Raw genomic sequence first — 26,354 nt, 5'->3', positions numbered from 1 at the left:
CCAAATTTTAAAAATAATTGAAAAAGTAAAAAATCCTTGAATTATCTGTTAAAAACGGTATAATAGAGTTAATAGGACCGCCCACCTCTCTTTGATGTGACAAGGCGGACATTTTTTTATACGGAAGTTACTATGAAAATTAAAGAATTTAAAACTTGGGATGAGCAGGTGGCCAAATTAATTGAGCACGGATGTAAAGATATCAAATCAAATGAGTATGCGATTGATATTTTACAAAAGGTTAATTATTATCGGCTAACTGCTTATTTTTTACCTTTTCGTGATAAAGAGACGCAGAAGTATGATTCCAGCAAGGTTTCCTTGGAGAAAATTTATGGAATTGCTTGTTTTGATGCAGAGTTACGTTTGATTATTTTCAAATATTTAGAGGACATTGAGTTGTATTTTAGGACTCAGGTTGCCTATCATCATGGAAATAAATACGGAGCTTTAGCTTATAAAGAAGCGACTGCTTTTAATAAATTTCATAAACATAATGAATTTTTAGGAAATGTTGAAAAGGAATTGGAGCATAGGAAGAAAAGCCCGATTTATAAGCATCATCAGCGAAAATATGATGGAGAATTTCCTATTTGGGTTTTAGTAGAATTTTTTACTTTTGGAATGACTTCGAAATTTTTTGCAGATTCTCCGATAGATATCCAGCAAGATATTGCTAAAAATGTTGGTATCAAGTCCACTCAAGTTAGAACCTATCTAGAAGTTGCAGTGGTTCTAAGAAATTACTGTGCCCACTATAATCGATTATATTTTACAAGCTTCACAAAGATACCTGGTCAACTCCCTACTTTCATGAACGAAAATAGTAAATTGAAAAATAGACTAATGGCACAACTTTATGCAGTTAAAAGCCTCTATCCTGATAAGGAAAAATGGAATGAAGGATTTTTATGTGAATTGTCAGCACTCATTAAACGCTATCAAGCAGTGATTCATCTGCATCATATTGGATTTGTGGAGGAGTGGGAAGAAGTACTAAAGAAATGAGGGAGTATGATATGAACATTCTAGAAGAAATCCGAAACTGTCCTGTTGAGTGGAAAGAGTTGGGGGAAGTGGCATTCATAAAGCGTGGGAAAACAATTACCTCATTTACTTTATGTGGAAAATCGAGATGAATTTTTGAATTCTTAAAAACAGATGAGATCAATCTGGACTATATTCTGGCATTGATTGTTGAAAAATCGAAGAATTCTGAGTCTAAAGAAGTAATGAAAGAAGAAGTTAGTCGTGTGATTCGTTCTAGTATCGATATTTGTGTCAAAGAAGAGTTGGTTATCGGATTTATCAATGATACTGATTTGCAAAAATTGAAAGACTATGATGGGATTATCAATGCTTTCTACGAATATGGCAAGGAGCGCAAGAAAATCGCAATCCATGATCTAGCTGAGTCTGAGAAACTTGTGGCTGATTACCAATTATTCATCGATAAATCAATTCAACGAGGTTATACTGAAAATAGTGGGACTGATTTGGATTCGATTATTCCACCAACTTCTCGTAGACAGGGAGTACGTGAACGGAAAAAGCAAGAAGTTTTACGTAAGATTCAGTTGTTAGTAGAGACTTATTCAGGTATTTAAGAATTGTCGATTAAGACTTATTAAAAAAATCCGGCTCTACAAAAGATACTCTTTATTAGCTCATATTCCGCTCATTTTTAAGATATAACTTTGTTTCCATATTTCCGGGGAACTAGTAGAAAGTAAGGAGAAATATGGAAAATAACAACCAACGTGCCCTTTGCCAGAAACTCTGGGCGAGAAACAAATACCTCGTGTTGAGCCATTCCAGCAATATTTACAATGAAATTCGCCAATATTTGAAGAATGAAGAGGTGGAGGTAAGTCAGGTTCAAGAGATGATTGACCGTGCCTGCCAGATTCCAGAACACAGGGGTCAGGTTTGCAATGCTTTTCAGCATATTTGGGGCTATTTTAAAAAGAAAGCGACAGATGCCGAGCGCAAGGACTTTATGCTCTTGTTGGATCGCTACTGCTTTGGTCAAGTTTCCAAGGAAGATGTTATTGTTAAGACTCGAGACTTGCTTGATCGCTATCCAAATACCTACTTGCAACATTCGACTTTACTGAAAGGAGACTCCCATGAGACTTTGGCATGAGGCTTTGATTTCACAACTTCCCCGTCCTCAACTCTTGGGACAGCATCGAGAGTGCTGTGCCCTCCGTGGCAATGGCTGGGACAGAAAGCATGCGACGGTTGACTATGTCTTTACCCACTCGCCCTATCGTCTCTATGCCTATCATGACTTGATCATGGAGGAGATGGTTAAACGAGGCTTTAAGGTCAGTCCAGAGTGGTTGGATAAAAACTACCGTGGCAAGACCTGCCCTCCTTATCAAGATTTAGCAGAGGAGAAGTTGAGTAGTCCTATATACAGCGAACATGACGCGACCTACTATGGGGAGTGTCTGGCTAATCTCAGAGAGAAGGGGATTAAGCTATAGTCTTTTCTAATAACAATTCATAGTCACTTATAAGAATTACTAATAACGTGTTTGAACCGCCTAACTGAAATAAAGATATAAAACAAGCTACACAAAGGATTTGAGGCATTTTCTCAGGTCTTTTTCTTTTGTTTAAAACAGAGATATAGTTTCAAACTATATCAAAGCCTAATTTTTTACAATTATACAGATGATTTCTTTTCTGTTAAGATAGTTTCAACAACAAATTTTGGAGGACACATCATGTCAACTACAATCATCGGTTTCCCTCGTTTGGGCGAATTCCGCGAATTAAAATTTACAACTGAAAAATACTTTAGAAAAGAAATCTCAGAAGAAGAACTCTTGGCAGCAGCAAAAGACTTGCGTGCTAAACACTGGAACATTGTCAAAGAAAAAGGCATCACTGAAATTCCATCAAATGACTTTTCTCACTATGACAACTTCCTAGATGCAGCCTTCCTTTTCAACGTGGTACCTGCATCCGTTCAAAACTTGGACTTGTCTGACCTTGAGCGCTACTTCGCTTTGGGTCGTGGTTACCAAGGAGAAAAAGGGGATGTTCGCGCCCTTCCAATGAAGAAATGGTTTAACACCAACTACCACTACATTGTGCCTAAATTTGAAAAAGACACTCAAGTAAAATTGGCAGGTCACAAGATCTTTGATGAGTTCCAAGAAGCAAAAGAACTTGGATTGAACACTCGTCCTGTCCTTGTAGGTCCATTCACTTTCCTTCAATTGTCAGACTTTGCAGAAGGCGTGAAAGCAGAAGACTTCGTAGATAGCTTAGTGGCTGCTTACCAAGAAGTTTTTGCTAAATTGGCAGAACTTGGTGCGACTCGTATCCAATTGGATGAAGCTGCTCTTGTCAAAGATTTGACAGCTGAAGAAAAAGCTCTCTTCTTGAACCTCTACAACAAACTCTTGGCTGACAAAAAAGGTCTTGAAGTCTTGCTTCAAACTTACTTCGGAGACGTTCGTGACGTTTACGCTGACCTTGTAAACTTGCCAGTAGATGCTATCGGTCTTGATTTTGTTGAAGGTAAGAAAACTCTTGAATTGGTTAAAGGTGGTTTCCCAGCTGACAAGACTCTCTATGCAGGTATTGTCAATGGTAAAAACATCTGGCGCAACAACTACGAAAAGAGCTTGGCTGTTCTTGAGCAAATCCCAGCTGAAAACATCGTATTGACAAGCTCATGCTCACTTCTTCATGTGCCATTTACAACTGCTAATGAAGAATTTGAACCAGCAATCTTGAACCACTTTGCCTTTGCAGTTGAAAAATTGGATGAGATTCGTGATTTGGATGCTATCCGCAATGGTCAAGGTGAAGCAGCACTTGCAGCTAACAAAGAACTCTTTGCGACTGAGCGTGTTGGTGAAAATGCGGAACTTCGTGCGCGTATCGCTGGCTTGACAGACGCAGACTACACTCGTTTGCCAGCCTTTGCAGAACGTGAAGCTATCCAAGAAGAAGCTTTCAAACTTCCAGCTCTTCCAACAACAACTATCGGTTCATTCCCTCAAACTAAGGAAGTTCGTGCTAAACGTTTGGCTTACCGTAAAGGTGAATTGTCTCAAGAAGAGTACGATGCTTTCCTTGCTGAAACAATTGACGAATGGATCAAATGGCAAGAAGATATCGACTTTGATGTCCTTGTTCACGGTGAATTTGAGCGTAACGACATGGTTGAGTACTTCGGTCAAAACTTGTCAGGTTACCTCTTCTCTAAAAATGGTTGGGTACAATCATACGGTATGCGTGGAGTTAAACCACCAATCATCTGGGGTGATGTAACTCGTCTTAACCCTATCACTGTTAAATGGTCTAGCTATGCACAAAGCCGTACAAACAAACCTGTTAAAGGTATGTTGACTGGACCTGTTACCATCCTCAACTGGTCATTCCCACGTGAAGACATCTCTATCAAGGATTCTACTCTTCAAATCGCCCTTGCTATCAAGGATGAAGTACTTGACCTTGAAGCTGCTGGTGTGAAAATCATCCAAATCGATGAGGCTGCTCTTCGTGAGAAATTGCCACTCCGTCGTAGCGACTGGTACGAAGACTACCTTGACTGGGCAATTCCTGCCTTCCGCTTGGTACACTCAACAGTAGCGCCAGATACACAAATCCACACTCACATGTGTTACTCAGAATTTACAGATATCATTCCAGCTATCGACAACTTGGATGCGGACGTTATTTCCTTTGAAGCAAGCCGTTCAAACCTTGAAATCTTGGACGAACTCAAAGCGAAAAACTTCCAAACAGAAGTGGGACCTGGGGTTTACGATATCCACTCACCTCGTGTGCCAAATGAAGGCGAAATCGACAACACAATCGAAGCCATTCTTGCCAAAGTGCCAAGCAAGAAAGTTTGGATCAACCCTGACTGTGGTTTGAAAACACGTGGTATTCCAGAAACAAAAGAAAGCTTGATCCGCCTTGTTGAAGCAGCTAAAGCTGCGCGTGAGAAATTGTAAGATAGGATTTCTCAAGAAGCGCTGTTTGGTCAATCTGCCTGTTTCACTTGGATTTTAGGAATCCAGCTAACGAAAAAATCAACTAGAAAAGGATAATGACTATGTCACGCCAAACACCGTCACTCTCATTTGAAGTGTTCCCTCCAAACCCAGCCGTGGGTAATGATAAAATTATTTCTGCTCTTCAAGATATGCAGGAGTTGGCTCCCCACTTTATCAGTGTAACTGCCAGCAATAATAAATTTAATATCAAGGAAACGACGGTTCGTTTGGCTGACTTTATCCAAAATGACTTGGCGATTCCGACTATTGCTCACTTGCCAGCCATCTATTTGAACAAGGACAAGGTTGCTGAAACTATTGCAGACTTGGACAAGGTTGGGGTGCAGAAAATCTTGGCTCTTCGTGGGGATATTATTCCAGATGTGGAGCCGCAAAAGGATTTCCGCTATGCAACTGACTTAATTGAGTTCATCAAGGAACAAGCTCCTCACTTTGATATTGTTGGTGCTTGTTATCCAGAAGGGCATCCAGATTCACCAAATCAGATTTCAGATATTCAAAATCTTAAGAAGAAAGTAGATGCAGGTTGTTCGAGCCTTGTGACTCAGCTTTTCTTTGACAATGAGCGTTTCTATGATTTCCAAGACAAGTGTATCTTGGCTGGGATTGATGTTCCTATTCATGCAGGGATTATGCCAATTCTGAATCGAAATCAGGCTATCCGTCTCTTGAAGACTTGTGAGAATATCCATCTTCCACGCAAATTTAAAGCCATCTTAGACAAGTATGAGCATGACCCTGAGTCGCTCAGAGCAGCAGGACTTGCCTATGCAGTGGACCAAATCGTGGACTTGGTAACTCAAGATGTTGCAGGTGTGCATCTTTACACCATGAACAATGCGGATACAGCAAAATACATCCACCAAGCAACTCATGCCTTGTTTAATCATCAGTCTCTAGGATAATAAAAAGCAAACCATTCTTCTCAAGTGAGGGGAATGGTTCCTTTTTAATGGTAAAGACCGCACTTTTTAAGAAAAATATGATAAAATAGACTCTGTACGTACTTGATACAAAGATGAGGGTATTTAGGTTGTAGAAGTTTGTTTAAAGTTGATTATTTTTTAAACAAAATCTGATAATGTGTGTCTCAAAAAACACGAACGGAGTGAGTATTTAAAAGATATTTCACGCTATCGTGGTATCCTAGAGAATAACTCTGTTATTTTCTAGGACGGAATTTTTGAGAGTAAAATAGTTCGGGAAACTATTTTAGCTTGAGCATAGAAATGAAAAGGCGAAGTAATTAAAAATTACCATTGAAATTCCATTGGATCTCTAAAATCATCCACTGGATAATTTTACCTCCCGTTCGCACTATTTTAGGGAAATATCAAAAAGATACTTAATTGAATTTTGGCCTCATTTCTTAGGAAAAAAGATAAGCTTCCTAGCACTCATCGAGTGCGGCGTCACCGTCCTATTTTTCTACAGAAATATTCGGCAAGCCGAACCGTCCAAAATATCTTGTGTAATTGAACCCGGCCGAAAAGCTGTGTAAAAAAGATAAACTGTCTTGTCTTCATCGAAGACTTCGTCAGTTTCCTATTTTTACTTTGCTTTTGACGTCCTTAGTATCTTGATCTTTGTAGGCAAGGCGTATAATTTCATCAATCCAAAGGGGATTAAAATGACAAAACAAGTGTTTCAAACGACTTTTGCGGGTCGTGAGTTAATTGTAGAGACTGGTCAGGTTGCTAAGCAAGCAAATGGCGCAGTTGTCGTGCGTTACGGTGAGTCAACTGTCTTGACTGCAGCTGTTATGTCTAAGAAGATGGCAACTGGGGATTTCTTCCCTCTCCAAGTCAACTACGAAGAAAAAATGTATGCGGCTGGGAAGTTTCCTGGTGGCTTTATGAAACGTGAAGGACGTCCTTCAACGGATGCGACTTTGACAGCGCGTTTGATTGACCGTCCAATCCGACCAATGTTTGCGGAAGGTTTCCGTAATGAAGTACAAGTGATTAACACTGTGCTTTCTTATGATGAAAATGCCTCTGCACCAATGGCTGCTATGTTTGGTTCATCCTTGGCGCTTTCTATCTCAGATATTCCGTTTGACGGACCAATCGCTGGTGTCCAAGTGGGTTATGTGGATGGTCAAATCATCATCAACCCTACGCAAGAACAAGCAGAGCAATCTCTCCTTGAATTGACAGTAGCTGGTACCAAACACGCCATCAACATGGTAGAATCTGGTGCTAAAGAATTGTCAGAAGAAATCATGCTGGAAGCGCTCCTTAAAGGGCACGAAGCGGTCAAAGAATTGATTGCTTTCCAAGAAGAAATCGTTGCTGCTGTCGGTAAGGAAAAAGCAGAAGTAGAATTGCTTCATGTGGATGCTGAATTGCAGGCTGAAATCATCGCAGCCTATAACAGCGACCTCCAAAAAGCGGTTCAAGTAGAAGAAAAATTGGCCCGTGAAGCTGCAACTCAAGCAGTTAAAGACCAAGTGACTGCTGTTTACGAAGAAAAATATGCGGACCACGAAGAATTTGACCGTATCATTCGTGATGTGGCTGAAATTTTGGAACAAATGGAACACGCTGAAGTGCGCCGTTTGATCACAGAAGATAAGGTACGTCCTGACGGTCGTAAGGTCGATGAAATCCGTCCTTTGGATGCGGTTGTTGACTTCCTTCCTCGTGTGCACGGTTCAGGTCTCTTCACTCGTGGGCAAACTCAAGCTCTTTCAGTCTTGACCTTGGCTCCGATGGGGGAAACTCAAATCATTGATGGTTTGGACCCAGAGTACAAGAAACGCTTTATGCACCACTATAACTTCCCACAATACTCTGTAGGGGAAACAGGTCGTTATGGTGCGCCAGGTCGTCGTGAAATCGGTCACGGTGCTCTTGGTGAGCGTGCTCTTGCTCAAGTCTTGCCAAGTTTGGAAGAATTCCCATATGCTATCCGCTTGGTAGCTGAGGTCTTGGAATCAAACGGTTCTTCATCTCAGGCTTCTATCTGTGCAGGAACTCTTGCCCTTATGGCTGGTGGTGTGCCAATCAAGGCGCCAGTAGCTGGTATTGCCATGGGTCTCATCTCAGATGGAAATAACTACACAGTATTGACAGATATCCAAGGTTTGGAAGACCACTTTGGAGACATGGACTTCAAGGTTGCAGGTACTCGTGACGGGATTACAGCCCTTCAAATGGATATCAAGATTCAAGGAATCACTGCAGAAATCTTGACTGAGGCTCTTGCTCAAGCCAAGAAAGCGCGTTTTGAAATCCTTGATGTCATTGAAGCAACCATTCCAGAAGTTCGTCCAGAATTGGCTCCAACTGCTCCGAAAATTGATACCATCAAGATTGATGTGGATAAAATCAAGATTGTCATCGGTAAGGGTGGAGAAACCATCGACAAGATTATCGCTGAAACAGGCGTTAAGATTGATATCGACGAAGAAGGAAATGTGTCTATCTACTCTAGCGACCAAGATGCTATTAACCGTGCTAAAGAAATTATTGCTGGTTTGGTCCGTGAGGCTAAGGTGGGTGAAGTTTACCGTGCTAAAGTCGTTCGTATCGAGAAATTTGGTGCCTTTGTCAACCTCTTTGACAAGACAGATGCACTTGTGCACATTTCTGAAATGGCTTGGACGCGTACCAATAATGTCGAAGACTTGGTAGCAATCGGGGATGAAGTTGATGTTAAGGTTATCAAGATTGATGAAAAAGGACGTGTGGATGCTTCTATGAAGGCTCTTCTACCTCGTCCGCCAAAACCTGAACGTGATGAAAAAGGTGAAAAATCAGAGCGTCCTCATCGCCCACGTCATCACAAGGACCACAAACCTAAGAAAGAATTTACAGAAACACCAAAAGATTCAGAATAAGAAAAGGAGAAATGTATGGGATGGTGGCGCGAAACCATTGATATCGTAAAAGAAAATGATCCAGCGGCCCGCACCACTTTGGAGGTTTTGCTGACCTATCCAGGTGTCAAGGCCTTGGCGGCCCACCGTCTCTCGCATTTTCTTTGGAAGCATGGCTTTAAGCTCTTAGCTCGTATGCACAGTCAGTTCTGGCGCTTTTGGACTCAGATTGAGATTCATCCAGGAGCCCAGATCGATTCAGGTGTCTTTATTGACCACGGTTCTGGTCTGGTGATTGGGGAGACGGCGATTGTTGAAAAAGGCGTTCTTCTCTATCACGGAGTGACTCTTGGAGGGACTGGTAAGGATGTAGGTAAACGTCATCCGACGGTTCGAAAGGGAGCCCTCATATCAGCTCATGCCCAAGTTATCGGACCGGTGGAAATCGGTAAAAATGCCAAGGTTGGTGCAGCAGCAGTTGTTGTGGCAGACGTACCTAGTGATGTGACGGTTGTCGGTATTCCTGCTAAGATTGTCCGTGTTCATGGACAGAAGGATGAACCGACGATTCACGAAGTCGAAGAAAAACGAGAGTACTACGTCAATAAACTCGAGCAGTCTAAAGAAGCCAGTCACAGATCGTCTGGGTTGTAGAGGATACCTATATGATTCAAGCAAGAAACAAGTTAAGCCAAGAGGAGCAATCTGAGGCTAAAAAACTAATTAACTGTTGCCAAAACTATGACGGTACCTATCGTGATCCCTATCTTTCTAACATGCTTAATTTTGACCCAAACATGCCCGCCTTTTTCCTTTATTATGAAAAAGGCGAACTTGTTGGTTTATTAACTGTCTATGCAGATGATCAAGATGTGGAAGTGACGATACTGGTTCATCCAAATCATCGCCGTCAGGGGATTGCGCGTGCACTGTTTACTAGTTTTGAGAGAGAAACAGCTTCTTTCTCTATTCGTTCAGTTACTTTTCAGACAGAGCGTGTTTTTCTAGACCACCATCCTGATTTTGTCAGCAACTGGGGATTGGTTGAGGATGAAGCGACAGAAACCTGGTTAGGTAAGGATAGAAGACCTTATCCGTTAGCAAAGGTTTCTAATCTTGAAGTTTTGTTAGCAGATAGTTCGTATCAGGAGCAAATCAGTCAGTTAAAATTTCAGGCATTTTCAGAGGAACATGAGTCTAGAGAGATTGTGGATAGATATGTCGCTGAAGCTCTGAAGGATCCAGAAAGTCGCTTATATATTTTGTTAAAAGACGGTCAGGTTATTGGAACTTGCACGATAGATTTATCGACTAATACGAATTACTTCTACGGTTTAGCAATATCGGAACCTGAACGTGGGAAAGGCTATGGAAGTTACTTAGCAAAATCTCTAGTCAACCAATTGATTGAGCAAAATGATAAGGAATTTCAGATTGCTGTAGAGGATAGTAATGTAGGTGCCAAGCGCTTGTATGAAAAAATCGGCTTTGTCAAACAGACTCAGGTGGTTTATCTGAATGAGAAAGGAGCAAGGGATTCCGAAGTTTAGAGACATTCGGACTGAAATTCAATTGAACTCTCAGTGATGAGACTAACTGTTCTTGGATTTTAGCTTTCCTGATTATGATTTATGATTAAAATCTATGACACCATGTCTCGTGATTTGCGAGAATTTGTCCCGATTGAGGACGGTAAGGTTAAGATGTATGTTTGTGGGCCAACCGTGTACAACTATATTCATGTAGGGAATGCTCGTTCAACGGTGGCTTTTGATACCATTCGTCGTTATTTTGAGTATCATGGTTATGAGGTTGCCTATATTTCCAATTTTACGGATGTAGATGATAAGATTATCAATCGTGCCAAGGAAGAAGGTATCACGCCTCAGGAAGTTGCGGACAAGTATATCGCTGCCTTTCGTGAGGATGTGACGGCCTTGGGCGTCAAACCTGCGACCCGCCATCCGCGTGTGGTGGAGTTTATGGCTGACATTATCCGCTTTGTGGAAGACTTGATTGGAAAAGGCTTTGCCTACGAGAGTCAAGGGGATGTTTACTTCCGTGTGGAAAAATCCCATAACTATGCCAAGTTGGCCAATAAAACCTTGGAAGATTTGGAGTTAGGTGCTTCAGGTCGTACCGATGAAGAAACGGCTCGTAAGGAAAATCCTATAGACTTTGCCCTTTGGAAAGCTGCCAAATCAGGCGAGATTTCTTGGGACAGTCCTTGGGGACCTGGTCGTCCGGGCTGGCACATCGAGTGTTCAGTCATGTCGACAGAGATTTTAGGTGATACCATTGATATTCACGGTGGTGGAGCCGACCTAGAGTTTCCTCATCATACCAATGAAATTGCCCAGTCTGAAGCTAAAACAGGCAAGACTTTTGCTAACTACTGGATGCACAATGGCTTTGTCAATATTGACAATGTCAAGATGTCCAAGTCTTTGGGGAACTTTATCACCGTACACGATGCCCTTAAAACTCTTGATGGGCAAGTGCTTCGTTTCTTCTTTGCGACTCAACATTATCGCAAGCCTATCAACTTTACGGAAAAAGCGGTGCGCGATGCAGAGACTAATCTCAAGTATCTGAAGAATACTTACGAGCAACCTTTTACTGAAAGTGTTGATGCTCAAGAATTACAGGCCTTTAAAGATAAGTTTGTAGCAGCTATGGACGAGGATTTCAACTCTGCCAACGGTATTACAGTAGTCTTTGAAATGGCCAAATGGATTAACTCAGGTAACTATGATGCAAGTGTTAAGGAAGCTCTTGCGGCTATGTTGGAAGTCTTTGGAATTGTCTTTATTGAGGAAGTTTTGGATGCAGAGATTGAAGACCTGATCAAAAAACGCCAAGAAGCGCGTGCCAATCGTGACTTTGCGACAGCAGACCAAATCCGTGACCAATTGGCTGCTCAAGGAATTAAGCTCCTTGACACCAAGGATGGAGTGAGGTGGACTCGTGATTGATGTCAATCTCATTAACGGGATTGCGTTAGCTTTTGAGGGGGATGCGGTGTATTCTATGTATATACGTCGTCACCTCATACTCAAAGGTATGACCAAACCCAATAAACTCCATCAAGAAGCGACCAAGTATGTATCAGCCAAAGCTCAGGCACACTTGATTTCCCTTATGTTAGAGGAGCAGGTCTTAACAGAAAAAGAAGAAGAAATCTATAAACGTGGTCGCAATACCAATAGTCACACCAAGGCCAAAAATGCTGATGTAGTGACTTACCGTATGTCCACAGGTTTTGAAGCAGTGATGGGCTATCTCCATATGACTGAAAATCTGGAACGTCTTGAGAGCTTGATTTCGTGGTGCATCCAAAAAGTGGAGGGCTAGAGATGATTGCAAAAGAACTACAAGACTGGTTTCCTGAAGCTCAGATTTCAGACCAACCAGTAGAGAAAGAGGGCTATCTCACTCTCCCTTTAGCTTCTCAGCAGTGGATTTTGCTGGAGGAAGCTGGGCTCAGCGAGCGTGAAAAGCAGTTGGTTGCCCTTTTGACTCAACAGGAGCAGGCTCGTTCGCTCAATCCTTGGTATTCTTATCTGATTGAGGGGAAGGGACAGGCACCACAAACTTTTAAAAAGATTCAGTTGGTTTATTGCCATCTTTCCTATTTTCAGCAGGAAAATCTAGCTTCTTGGCTGGATATGATGCGGACTCTTTTTCCTAACTGTCAGACAGTGTTACAGGTCGGAGCTCAGGATTATGTTTTCGTACTTCAACAAGATAAATACACCTCTGTACGAGCTATTTTAAGCGATACGATTGAAGCGGTTGAGTATGACTTTGGACTTCGTCTGTCAATCATGTTGGGTCAGGTTTGGTCTCAGACGGGACATCAAGCCCTATCAGACTTGATCAAAGCAGAGCGGGATTTGTTTAAGACTTGGTGGCGTCAGGGTCACCAAAGTGTTCATACTTTTTCTCAGCTCTATCTTTGGAGTATGGGAGAAAGACTCGTGGACCTGAGAGTCATTAAAGAATGCCTGCACCAGATGATTTTGGATCAAGATCAGATTCAGGAAATCATTCTCTCTCTTTGGGAAAATAGTGCTGTTCTCACTAAAACAGCCCAGCAACTCTATCTGCACCGCAATTCTCTCCAATACAAGATTGATAAATGGGAAGAATTGACCGGTCTTCAGTTGAAAGAATTGACCGACCTGACCCTGTGTTATCAATTGATTTTACCAGATATTCTCTAAAGTTTTGTGCAAGTTGCACAGAACTTTTTTATTTTTTTGGTCACCTTGCCATAGAAATGTAAAGCGTTTTCATCTATAATAAAACTATCAAAAGACAAAAGGAGTTCACCTCATGGTAGAATTAAATCTTAAAAATATTTACAAAAAATATCCAAACAGCGAACACTACTCAGTTGAAGACTTCAACTTGGACATCAAAGACAAAGAGTTTATCGTTTTCGTAGGTCCTTCAGGATGTGGTAAATCAACAACTCTTCGTATGATTGCTGGTCTTGAAGACATCACAGAAGGTACTGCATCTATCGATGGCGTGGTTGTCAACGACGTAGCTCCAAAAGACCGTGACATCGCCATGGTATTCCAAAACTACGCTCTTTACCCACACATGACTGTTTATGATAACATGGCTTTCGGTTTGAAATTGCGTAAATACAGCAAGGAAGACATCGACAAACGTGTGCAAGAAGCAGCTGAAATCCTTGGATTGAAAGAATTCTTGGAACGTAAACCAGCTGACCTTTCAGGTGGTCAACGTCAACGTGTTGCCATGGGTCGTGCGATTGTCCGTGATGCAAAAGTATTCTTGATGGACGAGCCTTTGTCAAACTTGGATGCCAAACTTCGTGTATCAATGCGTGCTGAAATCGCTAAAATCCACCGTCGTATCGGAGCTACAACTATCTACGTAACTCACGACCAAACAGAAGCGATGACACTTGCAGACCGTATCGTTATCATGTCAGCAACTAAGAACCCTGCTGGTACAGGTACTATCGGACGTGTAGAACAAATCGGTACTCCTCAAGAAGTTTACAAAAACCCAGTTAACAAATTCGTAGCAGGATTCATCGGAAGCCCAGCTATGAACTTTATCAACGTGAAATTGGTTGGTAGCGAAATTGTTTCTGACGGTTTCCGCTTGAAAGTACCAGAAGGAGCTTTGAAAGTTCTTCGTGAAAAAGGTTACGAAGGTAAAGAATTAATCTTCGGTATCCGTCCAGAAGACGTGAATGCAGAACCTGCTTTCCTTGAAACATTCCCAGAATCAGTTGTCAAAGCAACTATCTCTGTATCAGAATTGCTTGGTTCAGAATCTCACCTTTACTGCCAAGTTGGTAAAGATGAATTTGTTGCTAAAGTTGATGCTCGTGACTACTTGCAAACAGGTGCAACGGTTGAACTTGGATTTGACTTGAACAAAGCACATTTCTTCGATGTAGAAACTGAAAGAACAATTTACTAAGATAAATGAAATTCAAAGCACTGCTAGAAATCTGGCAGTGTTTTTAAGTATTTGTGTAGAAAAAACTCCTGGGAAATTCCAGGAGAATGTGATTGATTATTTGAACTTGAATCCTTCGTAAATAAGCTCTGTTTTTGGATTTTGTTTCTTAATCTGTTTGGCAAGTGACTTCATCATGGAAATAGGACCACACATATAGACGCTTGTATGTTCAGGCACTTCTTCTTGTTCAAAATTAAGATAGCCGTCTCTCCTACTGTCGACTAGATGGAGTTCAAAATTAGGATTTTTCTGAGCATAGTTACGGAGTAAATCTAGGTAGACTGCATTTTCCTCTCCACGGAAGCTATAGTAGAAGTGAACCTGTTTATCTAAAATAGGATGTTCACGGATGTAAGAGATGAAGGGGGTAATCCCAATGCCTCCAGCAATCCAAACCTGATTTTCTCGTCCTTCTTCTATAATCATGTGCCCATAAGCTCTGTCTAGTGTTACTTTGCTGCCGACTTGAAGATTGTCATAGATATTCTTGGTATGGTCACCTGAATTTTTAACAGTAAAGTAAAGAGTTTGACCATGACCTCCTGAGATAGAAAAGGGATGTGGAGCACTTTCAAAGCCTTCTTGGAAAATCTTTAGAAAGGCAAATTGTCCTGATTGATAGTTGAAAGGTCTGCTAAGATGGATTTGAATTTCTCTAGTATCGTGATTTAAGCGTTTGAGATTGGTAATTTTCCCTAGATAGGGGAAGCCGATCTTTTGATATAGAAAAATGATATAAAAACCAGCTAGTAAGCCTAAAAGGGCATAGCTACCAACAAGAAAACTTAGAAGATTAAATGTAGGGAAACGATTGCCCATCATCATGTAGACATGAAAGAGTCCGAAAATATAGGCTAGGTAAACCAGACGGTGAATCCATCGCCAAGCTTCGTATTGGATGTATTTGCCTAAATAGGCGACAAGGATGATACTGATAAAGATATAGATGGCAAGATTGCCAAACTGAGCAGCTAAACGAGAGCCCCACAAACCGCCCATACTAAAGTTATGAAAGATGAGTAGGATGATGGAGAGAAAGGCTGTGAATTTGTGGACGGTGTAGACCTTCTCCAAACCGTGAAACCAGCTTTCTAGTAGTGGGAGACGAGTTGCTAGGATAAAAGTCAGAGATAGGCTTGTTAAAGCTAGTCCTGGAATCATGAATTGGGGAGAAGTGTTCATCCAAGTCAAAATAGTCAAGATAAAACTAGCTATGATAAAGAGTAGTCCTTTGATTGATTTCATAGAAAATACCATTTCATTTAGATTTGATTAGTTGTAAATAAATTTGTTACATTTTATCATAGAAAAAGTATGGTGTCAAATTGAGGTCTATAAATAGCTACTATCATCAAAAAACTCTCCAATTTAACTGGAGAGTAGCTGTTTATTCTGCTGCTTGTTGCCAACGTTTTGCTAGCATATGAGATAGGCTAGAAATGGCTAGGTTAAAGCTGAAGTAGATGAGGGCAATCAGGATATAAAGACTGAAGACCTGCTCTGGTTCGAAATAACGACCCATGAGAATTTGGCTAGCTCCAAAGAGTTCTTGTAGGGCGATGACAGAGTAGAGAAGACTGGTATCCTTAATCACGGTTACAAACTGAGAAATGATGGCTGGCAGCATTTTGCGAATAGCTTGTGGAAGAATGATGTGGTAGAGGATTTGGACTGAGGTGAAGCCTTGTGACATTCCTGCTTCGTATTGTCCCTTGTCTACGGCATTGAGACCGCCTCGAATAATCTCAGCCAAGGCTGCTGAGGTAAAGAGGGTGAAGGCAGTGATTCCTGCTGGTGTGGATTTCATCTTGAAAACTAAAAAGATAGTGAAAATCCAGAGAAGGTTGGGAACGTTACGCACAAACTCGATGTAAATGCTGGAGATGATGCGCAAGATAGGATTTTTGCCATTTCTCATGACGGCTAGCACCGTACCGATGAGGGTAGAGAGGACGATGGCAATTAGAGAAATATAGAGGGTCAAGCCAAATCCTTTAAAGATAAAGACTAGGTTATCTGGGGTCAAAACTTCTAAAATGGATTCCATAGTAACCTCCTAAAGCGAATAGGCTTTTTTGTTTGCTTGCTCCATCTTGCGACCAAACTGGGCAACAGGAAAGCATAGAGAAAAGTAGAGAAGGGCAGCGCCTAGAAAGGCTGGAATGTAGTTTCCGTTAAGAGCCGACCAAGACTTAGTCACAAACATCAAGTCTACACCAGAAATGATAGCGACTGTAGAGGTATTCTTGATGAGGTTGACGATTTGGTTGGTCAAAGGAGGGAGAATGATACGGAAGGCCTGAGGCAAGATAATCAAGCGCATGGCACTGATATAGGTAAAACCTTGCGATAAGGCGGCCTCCATCTGACCGCTAGGAATAGACTGAATTCCTGAGCGAATCACCTCGGCGATATAGGCACCGTGATAGAGCCCTACGCAGAGAACAGCTGTCCAATAAATCGGAATCATGATGATATGGTTACTAATAAGGGGCAAACCATAAAAAACGATAACAAACTGTACCAATAGGGGAGTATTTTGATAAAACTCGACAAAGATACGAGCTAAAATGCGCAAAATTGGACGTTTGCTGGTTGACATAGCTCCGAAGAATATACCCAAGACCATGGCTAGGATAAAGGATCCGATCGCTAGGGCAAGGGTAAAGAGGAAGCCATTGAAAAATTGTCCAAAATCCTGAAAATAGGCTGTCCAAGATGATAAATCTGTCATGGGGTGTCCTCCTTAATCTGCGGTATGGCTAGATGGTTTGAGCTTGTAACGGTCATAAAGTTTCTGCAAACTACCATCCTTGCTCCATTTAGTAACCAAGTTATCGAGATAGTCGTTGAGCTCGGTATTTGATTTCTTGGTAACGATACCGTAGTCAGATGGCTTGAAACTATCATCTAGTAGTACTGTGCGTTTGCTGATGTAGCCAGATAGAATCGAGCGGTCAACGGAAAAAGCATCAATACGGTGAGCATGGAGAGAAGTAATCAATTCTGGGTAGGAACCAAGTTCGACGAATTTAAACTTCAGACCTTTCTTTTTACCCAGTTCAGTAATCAGGCGTTGGGTGATGGAACCTTGGGCGACTCCGATGGTTTTGCCGTTTAGGTCCTCAATACTTTTGATTTTGGCAGACTTATTGACCAAAAAGCCAGAAGCGTCCGTGTAGTAGGGACTGGTGAAGTTATAGAGTTTTTTGCGTTCATCTGTGATGGTAAAGGTCGCGATATCCATATCGACCTGTTCATTGTCTAGGAGCGGTCCACGGGTTTGTGCGGTAACCGGCACATAACGAACCTTGACCTTGAGCTCATCAGCTACCATCCTGGCCAAGTCAGTTTCGATACCAGAATAGGTCCCTGTCTTGGGATCCTTGTAGCCGAAATTGGGAACGTCTTGTTTCACACCGACAACCAGCTCGCCTCTCTTTTGAATGTCTGCGACACTGGTATCAGCCTGAACCGGTTTTGCAGCAGCAAGGCCGAAAAGGCTAATCAATATTGCTGATAAAAAGAATTTCTTTTTCATAGGCGCCTCCTTATTTGACTTTGTCACTTTCGTGGTTGATGATTTTGCTGAGGAATTGTTGGGCACGAGGTTCGCTTGGATTGTCGAAAAAGTCATCAACATCTGTCGTATCCACCAAAACTTCTCCGTCAGCCATAAAGATGATGCGGTCCGCAACTTCACGGGCAAAGCCCATTTCATGGGTCACGACAATCATATTCATACCATCGTGGGCCAATTTTTGCATGACTGCCAGAACATCACCGATGGTTTCAGGATCAAGGGCAGATGTTGGTTCATCGAAGAGGAGGAGTTCCGGATGCATAGCGAGTCCACGTGCAATGGCAATCCGTTGCTTTTGTCCACCAGAAAGCATGGCTGGATAAGAATCTTTCTTGTCCCACATATTTACAAATTCTAGATATTTTTGAGCTGTTTTTTCAGCTTCTTTTTTATCAATTCCTAGAACTTTTATAGGCGCAAGTGTTACGTTTTCTAACACTGTTTTGTGAGGGTAGAGGTTAAAATGCTGGAAAACCATGCCGACTTCCTTGCGAAGAGGAACTAAATCTTTCTGGCTGGCACCAGCAACTTGGTGGCCATTGACTAGAAGACTTCCTTTGTCAACAGCCTCCAAACCATTGATGGTACGAATCAGAGTGGATTTCCCGGAACCAGATGGTCCGAGTAGGACAACGACTTGTCCTTTTTCAAAACGGAGATTGATGTCGCGGAGTGCATGGTAGTCTCCGTAATATTTTTCGACGTGTTCAAATTCTACTAAAGCCATAAGGAATCTCCTTTGTGTTAGATTTTATAACATGATTTTACACCAAAAGAATTACCTTGTCAAATCATATCTGAAAAAATTCACTAAAATTTTATAAAAAAGCAATCTGGATAGAGAAAAAGCCTAAATCATGTTATAATGAAGCAATAGAATTCTTAGAAAGAGTGGATGTCTTTTTGATAACACCTACTTATGAATGGCAGTTTGCCCCGCAGGTAGAAGATGCGGATTTTACAAAGATAGCCAAGAAGGCTGGACTGGGTCCTGAGGTCGCTCGGTTATTATTTGAAAGAGGGATTCAGGACCAAGAAAGTCTGAAGAGGTTTTTAGAACCTTCCTTGGAGGACTTGCATGACCCTTATCTGCTCCATGATATGGACAAGGCAGTGGAACGGATTCGGCAGGCCATTGAAGAAGGGGAAAATATCCTCATATACGGAGACTACGATGCGGATGGCATGACTTCGGCTTCTATTGTTAAGGAAAGTTTGGAACAGCTTGGTGCGGAGTGCCGTGTTTACTTGCCCAATCGTTTTACTGATGGCTATGGACCTAATGCCAGTGTCTACAAATACTTTATCGAGCAAGAAGGAATTTCCTTGATTGTGACAGTGGATAATGGAGTTGCAGGTCATGAGGCTATTGAATTGGCCCAGTCTATGGGGGTAGATGTCATTGTGACTGATCACCATTCCATGCCTGAAACCCTGCCAGATGCCTATGCTATTGTCCATCCTGAACATCCGGATGCGAACTATCCTTTCAAATATTTGGCTGGTTGCGGAGTGGCCTTCAAGTTGGCTTGTGCCCTGTTAGAAGAAGTACAAGCGGAATTGCTTGATTTGGTCGCTATTGGTACCATTGCTGATATGGTTAGTTTGACAGATGAGAACCGTATCTTGGTTCAGTATGGTCTGGAGATGTTGGGCCACACTCAGCGTATTGGTCTACAAGAAATGTTGGACATGGCTGGGATTGCTGCCAACGAAGTGACAGAAGAGACAGTTGGTTTCCAGATTGCCCCTCGTTTAAATGCCTTGGGACGCTTGGATGATCCCAATCCTGCCATTGATTTGTTGACTGGATTTGACGACGAGGAAGCTCACGAGATTGCCCTTATGATTCATCAGAAAAACGAAGAGCGCAAGGAAATCGTTCAGTCAATCTACGAAGAAGCTAAGACCATGGTGGATCCTGAGAAGAAGGTTCAAGTCTTGGCCAAGGAAAGCTGGAATCCTGGGGTTCTAGGGATCGTGGCTGGTCGTTTGTTGGAAGAACTAGGACAGACAGTCATCGTTCTTAATATAGAGGACGGTCGTGCCAAGGGCAGTGCTCGTAGTGTGGAAGCGGTCGATATTTTTGAGGCTCTGGATCCTCATCGAGACCTCTTCATCGCCTTTGGCGGTCATGCTGGTGCGGCTGGCATGACGCTGGAAGTTGAGAAACTCTCAGATTTATCTCAGGTCTTGGAAGATTATGTCCGTGAAAAAGGCGCAGATGCTGCTGGCAAGAACAAGTTAAATCTAGATGAAGAACTGGATTTGGAGACACTTAGCTTGGAAACGGTCAAAAGTTTTGAACGTTTGGCACCTTTTGGCATGGACAATCAGAAACCTGTCTTTTATATCAAGGATTTTCAGGTCGAAAGTGCTCGTACTATGGGAGCAGGCAACGTCCATCTCAAGCTGAAAATTTCCAAGGGTGAGGCGAGTTTTGAAGTGGTAGCCTTTGGACAAGGTAGATGGGCAACAGAGTTTTCTCAAACCAAGAATCTAGAGATGGCAGTCAAATTGTCTGTCAACCAATGGAATGGCCAAACTGCCCTGCAGTTGATGATGGTGGATGCGCGTGTGGAGGGTGTTCAACTTTTTAACATCCGTGGGAAGAATGCAGTCTTGCCAGAAGGGGTTCCAGTCTTGGATTTTGCTGGAGAACTGCCAGATTTAGCGACTAGTGAAGCTGTTGTCGTAAAAACCATTCCTGAGGATATTACTCAGTTGAAGACCATTTTTCAGAAACAGAATTTTTCCGCTGTCTATTTCAAAAATGACATTGACAAGGCCTACTATCTGACAGGTTATGGGACTAGAGAGCAGTTTGCCAAATTGTATAAAACCATCTACCAGTTTCCAGAGTTTGATATTCGCTATAAGCTCAAGGATTTGGCTACTTATCTCAATATCCAGCAAATCTTGCTGGTCAAGATGATTCAAGTGTTTGAAGAACTAAGCTTTGTGACCATCAAAGATGGGGTCATGACAGTCAATAAAGAGGCACCAAAGCGGGAAATCGGAGAAAGTCAGATTTACCAAAATCTCAAACAAACCGTCAAAGACCAAGAAATGATGGCGCTGGGTACCGTGCAAGAAATTTATGACTTTTTAATGGAAAAGAATAGCAGATAGGAAAGAGTTGGGAAACCAGCTCTTTTTTGAAAACAAATCTTCATTTTGAAAATCATCAAAAAAATGGTATAATAGTAGGAAAAGATTCGGCTAAAAGTAGTGCTTTTAGAATAAAAGGGCAAGCAACCCTATAATCAAGATAAACAAAGCTTTCGGAGGAAAAATGAGTAATATCAGTTTAACAACACTTGGTGGTGTACGTGAAAATGGGAAAAATATGTATATCGCTGAAATCGATGGGTCTATTTTCGTTTTGGATGCAGGTCTGAAATATCCTGAAAATGAACAACTAGGGGTGGACGTCGTTATTCCAAATATGGACTACCTTTTTGAAAATAGCGACCGTATCGCAGGGGTTTTCTTGACCCACGGACATGCGGATGCCATTGGTGCTCTTCCTTATCTCTTGGCTGAAGCCAAGGTACCTGTATTTGGCTCCGAGTTGACCATTGAGTTGGCCAAACTCTTTGTCAAAGGAAATGACACAGTTAAGAAATTCAATGATTTCCATGTCATTGATGAGAATACGGAGATTGATTTTGGAGGGACTGTGGTTTCCTTCTTCCGTACGACCCACTCTATCCCAGAAAGTCTGGGTGTTGTCTTGAAGACAGCTGAAGGTAGCATCGTTTATACAGGTGACTTCAAATTTGACCAGACAGCTAGTGAATCCTATGCGACAGACTTCGCTCGTTTGGCAGAAATCGGTCGTGATGGAGTTCTGGCTCTTCTTAGCGATTCAGCCAATGCGGACAGTAATATCCAAGTGGCTAGCGAAAGTGAAGTTGGGGATGAAATCACTCAAACCATTTCTGATTGGGATGGACGTATTATCGTCGCAGCAGTAGCCAGCAACCTATCTCGTATCCAGCAGGTGTTTGACGCTGCGGATGCAACAGGTCGCCGTGTGGTCTTGACAGGATTTGATATTGAAAATATCGTCCGCACTGCTATTCGCCTTAAGAAATTGTCTCTAGCTAACGAGAGTCTTTTGATTAAGCCAAAAGATATGTCTCGCTTTGAAGACCATGAGTTGATTATCCTTGAGACAGGCCGTATGGGTGAGCCTATCAACGGTCTTCGCAAGATGTCGATTGGTCGCCACCGTTATGTGGAAATCAAGGACGGTGATTTGGTCTATATCGTAACCACTCCGTCTATCGCTAAAGAAGCAGTTATGGCGCGTGTGGAAAACATGATTTACCAAGCTGGCGGGGTTGTCAAATTGATCACCCAAAGCTTGCGTGTGTCAGGACATGGAAATGCGCGTGATTTGCAATTGATGATTAATCTCTTGCAACCCAAGTATCTCTTCCCAATTCAAGGGGAATACCGTGAGTTGGATGCCCATGCTAAGGCTGCTATGGCGGTCGGGATGCTGCCAGAACGCATTTTCATCCCTAAAAAGGGAACCAGCATGGCTTATGAGAATGGGGACTTTGTTCCAGCTGGCGCGGTTTCAGCAGGAGATGTCTTGATTGACGGGAATGCCATTGGTGATGTTGGTAATGTGGTTCTTCGTGACCGTAAGGTCTTGTCAGAGGACGGTATTTTCATCGTCGCAATTACCGTTAACCGTCGTGAGAAGAAAATTGTGGCCAAGGCTCGTGTTCACACGCGTGGATTTGTTTATCTCAAGAAGAGTCGCGATATTCTCCGTGAAAGTTCAGAATTGATTAACCAAACGGTGGAAGAGTATCTTCAAGGAGATGACTTTGACTGGGCAGATCTCAAAGGGAAGGTTCGTGATAATCTTACCAAGTATCTCTTTGACCAAACCAAACGTCGTCCAGCTATTTTACCAGTAGTCATGGAAGCAAAATAATCGTTGAAATAAACAGAGAGAAAGTCGAGTTTCGGCTTTTTCTTATAGAAAAATAGAGGAAAAAATTATGGCAGTAATGAAAATCGAGTATTACTCACAAGTTTTGGATATGGAGTGGGGAGTGAATGTTCTTTACCCTGATGCCAATCGAGTAGAAGAACCAGATTGTAAAGACATTCCAGTCTTGTACCTCTTGCACGGGATGTCTGGCAATCATAATAGTTGGCTCAAGCGAACCAATGTAGAACGCTTGCTTCGAGGCACTAATCTTATCGTTGTCATGCCCAATACCAGCAACGGTTGGTACACCGATACCCAATATGGTTTTGACTACTACACGGCTCTAGCAGAGGAATTGCCAAAGATTCTGAAACGCTTCTTCCCTAATATAACTAGCAAGCGTGAAAAGACCTTTATCGCTGGCCTCTCTATGGGAGGTTACGGCTGTTTTAAACTGGCTCTTGCTACAAATCGTTTCTCTCGTGCAGCTAGCTTTTCAGGCGCCCTTAGTTTTCAAGAGTTTTCTCCTGAAAGCCAAAATCTGGGAACACCAGCTTATTGGAGAGGTGTGTTTGGAGAGATTAAAGATTGGACAGCTAGTCCCTATTCTCTTGAAAGTTTGGCTAAAAAATCAGATAAAAAGACCAAGCTGTGGGCTTGGTGTGGCGAGCAGGATTTCTTGTACGAAGCTAATAATCTAGCAGTGAAAAATCTTAAAAAATCAGGCTTTGATATGACCTATAGCCATAGCGCTGGAACGCATGAGTGGTATTATTGGGAAAAACAATTGGAAATCTTTTTAGCAACCCTACCAATTGATTTCAAATTAGAAGAGAGACTAACTTAGTTTGAACTTTAGCGTAGGGTAGTAGGACTAAAATAAAATATGTTTTCACTAGACTTTTCAAACGAAAGTAGTAGAATAGTAAAAAAATACTGGAGGAGAGAGTAGGAAATGTACCGTTATCAAATTGGCATTCCCACATTAGAATATGATCAGTTTGTCAAAGAGCATGAATTAGCCAATGTATTACAAAGTAGTGCTTGGGAAAAAGTGAAATCTGATTGGAATCATGAGAGACTTGGGGTTTATGAAGGGGAAAAATTACTGGCTGTGGCTAGTATTCTCATAAAGTCTCTACCTTTTGGGTATAAAATGTTTTACATCCCAAGAGGACCTATATTGGATTATGGGGATACAGAACTCTTGAGTTTTGTCATTCAATCTATTAAGTCTTATGCTCGCAGTAAGAGAGCTATTTTTGTGACTTTTGATCCAAGTATTTGTTTATCTCAACATTTGGTCAATCAAGATAAAAGAGAATATCCTGAAAATCTTGCTCTTGTTGAGACTTTAGGGCAACTAGGAGTGAAATGGTCTGGGCAGACAGCCGAGATGGATGATACTATTCAACCTCGTATTCAGGCGAAAATATATAAGGAAAATTTTGAAGAAGATAAACTTTCTAAATCAACGAGGCAAGCTATCCGAACAGCTCGAAACAAAGGGCTTGAGGTTCAATATGGTGGACTGGAACTATTAGATTCGTTTTCGGAGTTGATGAAAAAAACCGAGAAACGAAAAGATATTCATTTGAGGAATGAAGTCTATTATAAAAAATTGTTAGATAATTTTAAGGACGAGGCTTATATCACCTTGGCAACCTTGGATGTCTCTAAACGTTCGCAAGAATTAGAAGAACAGTTAGCGAAAAACAGAGCCTTGGAAGAGACCTTTACTGAGTCGACTCGAACTTCAAAAGTAGAAGCGCAGAAGAAGGAAAAAGAACGTTTGTTAGAGGAATTGACTTTCCTGCAGGAATATATGGATGCAGGTCAAGCAAGAGTTCCTTTAGCGGCTACCTTGACTTTAGAATTCGGACAAACTTCTGTCAATCTATATGCTGGTATGGATGATGCTTTTAAACGTTACAATGCACCAATTTTAACTTGGTATGAAACGGCTCGCTATGCCTTTGAGCGAGGTATATTGTGGCAAAATTTAGGTGGTGTTGAAAACTCTCTCAATGGTGGACTTTATCATTTTAAGGAAAAATTTAATCCAACGATTGAAGAATATTTGGGTGAATTTACAATGCCTACCCATCCTCTCTATCCTCTGTTAAGACTTGCTCTTGATTTCCGTAAAACATTAAGAAAAAAACATAGAAAGTAAGTATATGGCACTAATTACACTCACGAAAGAAGAGTTTCAGGCTTATTCTGATCAGGTTTCTTCTCGTTCCTTTATGCAATCTGTTCAGATGGGGGACTTGTTAGAAAAAAGAGGGGCTCGAATTGTTTATCTTGCTTTGAAACAAGAAGGAGAGATTCAAGTTGCAGCTCTGGTTTATAGCTTGCCCATGCTGGGTGGTCTGCATATGGAGATCAATTCGGGGCCGATTTATACCCAACAAGATGCTCTTCCAGTTTTTTATGCGGAGTTAAAAGAATATGCCAAGCAAAATGGTGTATTAGAGTTGCTTGTAAAACCTTATGAAACTTATCAAACTTTTGATAGCCAAGGTAATCCAATAGATACTGAGAAAAAAAGTATTATTCAAGATTTGACTGATTTAGGCTATCAGTTTGATGGATTGACAAGAGGTTATCCAGGTGGAGAACCAGATTGGTTATACTATAAAGATTTGACTGAATTAACTGAAAAGAATTTGCTTAAAAGTTTTAGCAAAAAGGGTAAACCCTTGGTGAAAAAGGCTGAAACGTTTGGCATTCGGTTGAAAAAGTTAAAACGTGAAGAGCTATCAATTTTTAAGAACATAACAAAAGAAACCTCTGAACGTAGAGAATATAGTGATAAAAGTTTAGAATATTATGAGCACTTTTATGATTCATTTGGAGAACAAGCGGAGTTTCTCATAGCAAGCTTAAATTTTTCGGAGTATATGAGCAAATTGCAAGGTGAACAAAGTAAACTAGAAGAAATCTTGGACAAGTTGCGACTTGATTTGAGTAAAAATCCTCATTCTGAGAAAAAACAAAATCAACTGAGAGAATATTCTAGTCAATTTGAAACTTTTGAAGTTCGAAAAGCAGAAGCGCGAGACTTGATTGAAAAATATGGAGAAGAAGATATTGTTTTAGCCGGGAGTTTATTTGTTTATATGCCTCAGGAAACGACTTACCTCTTTAGTGGTTCTTACACTGAGTTTAATAAGTTCTATGCCCCTGCACTGCTTCAAAAATATGTTATGTTGGAAAGCATAAAACGTGGAATACCTAAATACAACTTCCTAGGCATTCAAGGGATTTTTGATGGTAGTGATGGTGTTTTGCGTTTTAAACAGAATTTTAATGGCTATATTGTACGCAAAGCAGGAACTTTCCGTTATCATCCATCACCTTTAAAATACAAAGCTATTCAGTTATTCAAAAAAATAGTAGGACGTTAAGATGAAAAAGTCAGTATTT

General features: G+C 41.5%; 23 protein-coding genes. 18 read left to right on the top strand and 5 right to left on the bottom strand.

Annotated features, from left to right (window positions below):
- The first annotated feature begins 132 nt into the window (after positions 1 to 132).
- The 13 genes from B7695_RS07435 to B7695_RS07370 all read left to right on the top strand — a co-directional run bounded on the left by B7695_RS07435 (position 133) and on the right by B7695_RS07370 (position 14,340).
- Positions 133 to 1,008, top strand: a complete 876-nt coding sequence (locus tag B7695_RS07435) for an Abi family protein (RefSeq protein WP_084890795.1) — start codon at positions 133 to 135, stop codon at positions 1,006 to 1,008.
- 131 nt (positions 1,009 to 1,139) lie between these two features.
- Positions 1,140 to 1,607, top strand: a complete 468-nt coding sequence (locus B7695_RS07430) for a type I restriction endonuclease subunit R, EcoR124 family (protein WP_275655693.1) — start codon at positions 1,140 to 1,142, stop codon at positions 1,605 to 1,607.
- 134 nt (positions 1,608 to 1,741) lie between these two features.
- On the top strand, positions 1,742 to 2,146 hold the full coding sequence (locus B7695_RS07425) for a YbgA family protein (RefSeq protein ID WP_084890793.1): 405 nt from the start codon (positions 1,742 to 1,744) through the stop codon (positions 2,144 to 2,146).
- Positions 2,130 to 2,492, top strand: coding sequence for a TIGR02328 family protein (locus B7695_RS07420; protein WP_084890791.1), 363 nt, complete (start codon positions 2,130 to 2,132; stop codon positions 2,490 to 2,492). Before B7695_RS07425 ends, B7695_RS07420 begins: the two co-directional genes overlap by 17 nt.
- A gap of 243 nt (positions 2,493 to 2,735) precedes the next feature.
- A complete protein-coding gene (gene metE / locus B7695_RS07415) occupies positions 2,736 to 4,985 on the top strand; it encodes a 5-methyltetrahydropteroyltriglutamate--homocysteine S-methyltransferase (protein WP_084890789.1) in 2,250 nt (749 codons plus the stop codon).
- A gap of 101 nt (positions 4,986 to 5,086) precedes the next feature.
- Positions 5,087 to 5,953: a methylenetetrahydrofolate reductase [NAD(P)H] gene (metF, locus tag B7695_RS07410; RefSeq protein WP_084890887.1), complete on the top strand. Its 867-nt coding sequence runs from the start codon at positions 5,087 to 5,089 to the stop codon at positions 5,951 to 5,953.
- A 725-nt stretch (positions 5,954 to 6,678) separates the two neighbouring features.
- Positions 6,679 to 8,892 (top strand): polyribonucleotide nucleotidyltransferase, encoded by a 2,214-nt coding sequence (gene pnp, locus B7695_RS07405; protein WP_084890787.1) that lies wholly within the window; start codon positions 6,679 to 6,681, stop codon positions 8,890 to 8,892.
- A 15-nt stretch (positions 8,893 to 8,907) separates the two neighbouring features.
- Positions 8,908 to 9,525 carry a serine O-acetyltransferase gene (cysE, locus tag B7695_RS07400; RefSeq protein WP_084890785.1) on the top strand — a complete coding sequence of 206 codons (618 nt, stop codon included), beginning with the start codon at positions 8,908 to 8,910 and terminating at the stop codon, positions 9,523 to 9,525.
- An 11-nt stretch (positions 9,526 to 9,536) separates the two neighbouring features.
- The gene (locus B7695_RS07395) at positions 9,537 to 10,421 is read left to right on the top strand and encodes a GNAT family N-acetyltransferase (RefSeq protein WP_084890783.1); all 885 of its coding nucleotides are present in this window, start codon (positions 9,537 to 9,539) and stop codon (positions 10,419 to 10,421) included.
- Between the two features lie 81 nt (positions 10,422 to 10,502).
- Positions 10,503 to 11,846 carry a cysteine--tRNA ligase gene (gene cysS / locus B7695_RS07385; RefSeq protein ID WP_084890885.1) on the top strand — a complete coding sequence of 448 codons (1,344 nt, stop codon included), beginning with the start codon at positions 10,503 to 10,505 and terminating at the stop codon, positions 11,844 to 11,846.
- Positions 11,839 to 12,225: a Mini-ribonuclease 3 gene (locus B7695_RS07380; RefSeq protein ID WP_070528982.1), complete on the top strand. Its 387-nt coding sequence runs from the start codon at positions 11,839 to 11,841 to the stop codon at positions 12,223 to 12,225. Before cysS ends, B7695_RS07380 begins: the two co-directional genes overlap by 8 nt.
- Positions 12,226 to 12,227: 2 nt before the next feature.
- Positions 12,228 to 13,097: a helix-turn-helix domain-containing protein gene (locus B7695_RS07375; RefSeq protein ID WP_084890781.1), complete on the top strand. Its 870-nt coding sequence runs from the start codon at positions 12,228 to 12,230 to the stop codon at positions 13,095 to 13,097.
- A gap of 112 nt (positions 13,098 to 13,209) precedes the next feature.
- On the top strand, positions 13,210 to 14,340 hold the full coding sequence (locus tag B7695_RS07370) for an ABC transporter ATP-binding protein (RefSeq protein ID WP_049540904.1): 1,131 nt from the start codon (positions 13,210 to 13,212) through the stop codon (positions 14,338 to 14,340).
- Positions 14,341 to 14,436: 96 nt separating this feature from the next.
- On the opposite strand, the gene B7695_RS07365 is transcribed toward B7695_RS07370, so the two are convergent.
- From B7695_RS07365 to B7695_RS07345, 5 genes are all read right to left on the bottom strand, one after another.
- Positions 14,437 to 15,627, bottom strand: a complete 1,191-nt coding sequence (locus B7695_RS07365; protein WP_192855755.1) for a ferredoxin reductase family protein — start codon at positions 15,625 to 15,627, stop codon at positions 14,437 to 14,439.
- Positions 15,628 to 15,769: 142 nt separating this feature from the next.
- Positions 15,770 to 16,429, bottom strand: a complete 660-nt coding sequence (locus B7695_RS07360; protein WP_084890777.1) for an amino acid ABC transporter permease — start codon at positions 16,427 to 16,429, stop codon at positions 15,770 to 15,772.
- Between the two features lie 9 nt (positions 16,430 to 16,438).
- Complete coding sequence (locus B7695_RS07355; RefSeq protein ID WP_084890775.1) at positions 16,439 to 17,116, bottom strand: amino acid ABC transporter permease; 678 nt, start codon at positions 17,114 to 17,116, stop codon at positions 16,439 to 16,441.
- Between the two features lie 12 nt (positions 17,117 to 17,128).
- Positions 17,129 to 17,923, bottom strand: a complete 795-nt coding sequence (locus B7695_RS07350; RefSeq protein ID WP_084890773.1) for a transporter substrate-binding domain-containing protein — start codon at positions 17,921 to 17,923, stop codon at positions 17,129 to 17,131.
- Positions 17,924 to 17,933: 10 nt separating this feature from the next.
- Positions 17,934 to 18,692 carry an amino acid ABC transporter ATP-binding protein gene (locus B7695_RS07345; protein WP_001229569.1) on the bottom strand — a complete coding sequence of 253 codons (759 nt, stop codon included), beginning with the start codon at positions 18,690 to 18,692 and terminating at the stop codon, positions 17,934 to 17,936.
- A 176-nt stretch (positions 18,693 to 18,868) separates the two neighbouring features.
- On the opposite strand from B7695_RS07345, the gene recJ reads away from it, so the two are divergent.
- The 5 genes from recJ to murN all read left to right on the top strand — a co-directional run bounded on the left by recJ (position 18,869) and on the right by murN (position 26,335).
- Positions 18,869 to 21,097, top strand: a complete 2,229-nt coding sequence (gene recJ, locus B7695_RS07340) for a single-stranded-DNA-specific exonuclease RecJ (protein WP_192855754.1) — start codon at positions 18,869 to 18,871, stop codon at positions 21,095 to 21,097.
- A 163-nt stretch (positions 21,098 to 21,260) separates the two neighbouring features.
- A complete protein-coding gene (locus B7695_RS07335) occupies positions 21,261 to 22,922 on the top strand; it encodes a ribonuclease J (protein WP_084890769.1) in 1,662 nt (553 codons plus the stop codon).
- 67 nt (positions 22,923 to 22,989) lie between these two features.
- Positions 22,990 to 23,769 carry an alpha/beta hydrolase gene (locus B7695_RS07330; protein WP_084890767.1) on the top strand — a complete coding sequence of 260 codons (780 nt, stop codon included), beginning with the start codon at positions 22,990 to 22,992 and terminating at the stop codon, positions 23,767 to 23,769.
- Between the two features lie 108 nt (positions 23,770 to 23,877).
- Positions 23,878 to 25,098, top strand: a complete 1,221-nt coding sequence (locus B7695_RS07325) for a peptidoglycan bridge formation alanyltransferase MurM (RefSeq protein WP_084890765.1) — start codon at positions 23,878 to 23,880, stop codon at positions 25,096 to 25,098.
- A gap of 4 nt (positions 25,099 to 25,102) precedes the next feature.
- Positions 25,103 to 26,335, top strand: a complete 1,233-nt coding sequence (murN, locus tag B7695_RS07320; protein ID WP_084890763.1) for a peptidoglycan bridge formation alanyltransferase MurN — start codon at positions 25,103 to 25,105, stop codon at positions 26,333 to 26,335.
- Positions 26,336 to 26,354: the final 19 nt, after the last annotated feature.

The organism is Streptococcus mitis, assembly GCF_002096845.1.
Taxonomy (GTDB): domain Bacteria; phylum Bacillota; class Bacilli; order Lactobacillales; family Streptococcaceae; genus Streptococcus; species Streptococcus mitis_A.
This window is presented reverse-complemented; position numbering and strand designations above follow the sequence as displayed.